Genomic DNA, 2307 nt, shown 5'->3' with positions numbered 1-2307 from the left:
GTCTTCGATTGCCTCGCGATCGACGCCGACGGTGTTCTCGAACGGCTTGTTCTTGATCGAGAAGTCGTGCGATGCCAGGTTCTGGATCACACGATCGCCGATCCATTCGCGGAAGCGCGTGGTCTGGCCGAGCCATGGATACACTTCCTGCGACGTGGTCGACGGCACGGGCATGGCAACCTTATTCCAGTCGGACGGCGCACCGTCGAAGGCTTGCTGGAATACGGTGTTGTATCCCGTGAACAGGGCGCGCAAATTGGCGCGATTGATTTCCATTTGCTTTCCTTATGGGGTAGTCGAGGGGGATGACCGGCCGCGTTAAAACGCGATCCAGACGCCGCCCGGATCGATGTCGACCACGGTGCCGGCGACCGAGCGCTTGCCGCCGCCATCCGTTTTCGCGACGGTCTGGTCGTCGACGATGTACGCAGGCATGCCGACGTCCTTCAGCGTGAGCTGGTCCGCGCCGGCCGAATTGGCGACACGCCACTGGCCGCGCCGGATCGTCACGTTGGCGGCACCGTTTGCGCCGGCCGTGTTGTCGATCTGTTCCTGGACGATGCCGGCGCCCTTGAGCGTGGTGGATTCCGCGCCCTTGGTGATGAGGCCGGTCGCCGTGTCGATCGCGGCGATCGCGCCGGTGAAGAACAGCACACCGCCCTTGGCCGGGTAGCTGAACAGCAGGCCGGCCCGGGCGACGGTGTCGCGGTCGGCGGTCAATGCAGTCATGTGAATCTCCTGGTGGAAGTGAAAATGCGTTGCCGATGGAAGCGAAGCGAGTTGCCGCGCGCGCCGTCAGGCGGCCGGCTGCGAAGTCTTGTACGTCGCGAGATCGAGGTCGAGCGCCTTGCACACGGCGAGGTCTTCGATGGACAGTGCATTCGCGTCCGTTTTGTCACCTACCGGAGGATTGCCACCCGTCTGCGTGCCACCGAGTGCCTGGATCGGTTGCGCGGTCGCGACGAACTGTTTCAGTGCGGCGACATCGCTCTTGCCCAGGTCGCGCGCCCAGCCTTCTTGAGCGGGCAGCAGGCGGCCGTTCTTCAACGCGGCCGTCACCAGCTCCTCGACTTCGTTGCCGGTCAGCTTCGCGTTGGCTGCGTCGAGCTGCGCGCGCAGGTCGGTCATTACCGAAATCGGCACGAAACGCGCCGGGTCGACCTGGTTGGCGGACAGCATTGCGATCTGCGCGCGCTGCGAGTCGAGCAGCACAGGCAGGTTCACGCTGGCAGCGGCAACGCCCTGGCCGCCGGACAGCGATTCGATCAGTTTCTTAAGCTGCGCCGTGACGTCGTCAGCGGTTGCGCCGACCGGCATGTTCAGCAGCCAGCGCAGTTGTTCCAGGAGTTCTTCCATATTGGGAGCCTCGATAGGTGGGACAGTGGAAAGCGCCGCGAGCGCGGCAGGGTCGATCGCGCCGGACACTGCCGAGCACGCAGCGGTGAGCTGCACTTCGTCGAGACAGTCGAGCGCGGGATCGTTGGTTAGCGCGGCGTTGAGCAGCGCAATCACGTTGCCCGCCTTGTCGAAGGCGAACACCGGCGAGAGGTAGGCGTATTCGTCCGCGTCGATCATGGCGGAGGCGCGAGCGGTCCATTGCACGTCGGTCGCGTACAGGCCATCGCCTTCGCGCCATTCCAGCGTCTTGAACCAGGCGGCGGCCGGCGCGGGCTGACCGTTCTTCGCCGAATTGAGCGTCTGGTGCTCGTAATCGATCACATAGCGGGTCTGGCGGGCGTTCGCCGCCGCGACCAGGCGCCCCGCGCCGGCCGCGTCGAGCCGCCACGCGGCACACTCGGTCGGCCGTCCATCCCGTGCACGGAAGTCGCCAGCCGGGAGCAGCTTGAGCGCCGTGCCGGTCGATTGGATTTGTGCGGAAAGCGCCGCGATGAAGTAGGTAGCCATGCCGCCATGTTGGCGGTCGGGGCGCTGAAAAATTAGGCGACCGACGTCAGTACGTCGGCCAGTGATGGAGATGCGCGGGAAGGTGCGAATCCCGAATGCCAATCCGGCGCGATTTAGCGGGGGGTTTAGCGGCCTCTCGCCCCCGAGTGGCTATCTAGGGGTGCCTAACCCGCTTCCGGGCGGTTAAAACGGCCACAATCATTGGTCGAACAATCGACGCAGGTAGGTGGACACCTCTGACTCGATCCCGATATTGTCGGACTCAGTCAGCGCAAAGAATGGCCGCGCAGGAATCTTGATCGTCCAGCCCTGGCTGCGGGTCCATTTCACGATCTTGACCCGCTTGTGGCTGTTCTTCGCGAACACGGCCAGGTGCGGATGGTCCGCCTGGCGCATGATCAT

At 64.4% G+C, this 2307-nt stretch carries 3 protein-coding genes and 1 pseudogene; all 4 read right to left on the bottom strand.

Features of this window, described 5'->3' with window-relative positions:
* On the bottom strand, window positions 1-276 hold a 276-nt coding region (locus WS46_RS08890), incomplete at its 3' end, for a Mu-like prophage major head subunit gpT family protein (protein WP_179949136.1).
* Window positions 277-318: 42 nt separating this feature from the next.
* Complete coding sequence (locus WS46_RS08885; RefSeq protein WP_059690237.1) at window positions 319-729, bottom strand: hypothetical protein; 411 nt, start codon at window positions 727-729, stop codon at window positions 319-321.
* Between the two features lie 66 nt (window positions 730-795).
* Complete coding sequence (locus WS46_RS08880; protein ID WP_059690236.1) at window positions 796-1905, bottom strand: phage protease; 1110 nt, start codon at window positions 1903-1905, stop codon at window positions 796-798.
* A 198-nt stretch (window positions 1906-2103) separates the two neighbouring features.
* Window positions 2104-2307, bottom strand: a pseudogene (locus WS46_RS35975) (virion morphogenesis protein); the annotation flags it as partial.

This window comes from Burkholderia sp. RF4-BP95, from assembly GCF_001521985.1.
Lineage (GTDB): Bacteria > Pseudomonadota > Gammaproteobacteria > Burkholderiales > Burkholderiaceae > Burkholderia > Burkholderia diffusa.
This window is presented reverse-complemented; position numbering and strand designations above follow the sequence as displayed.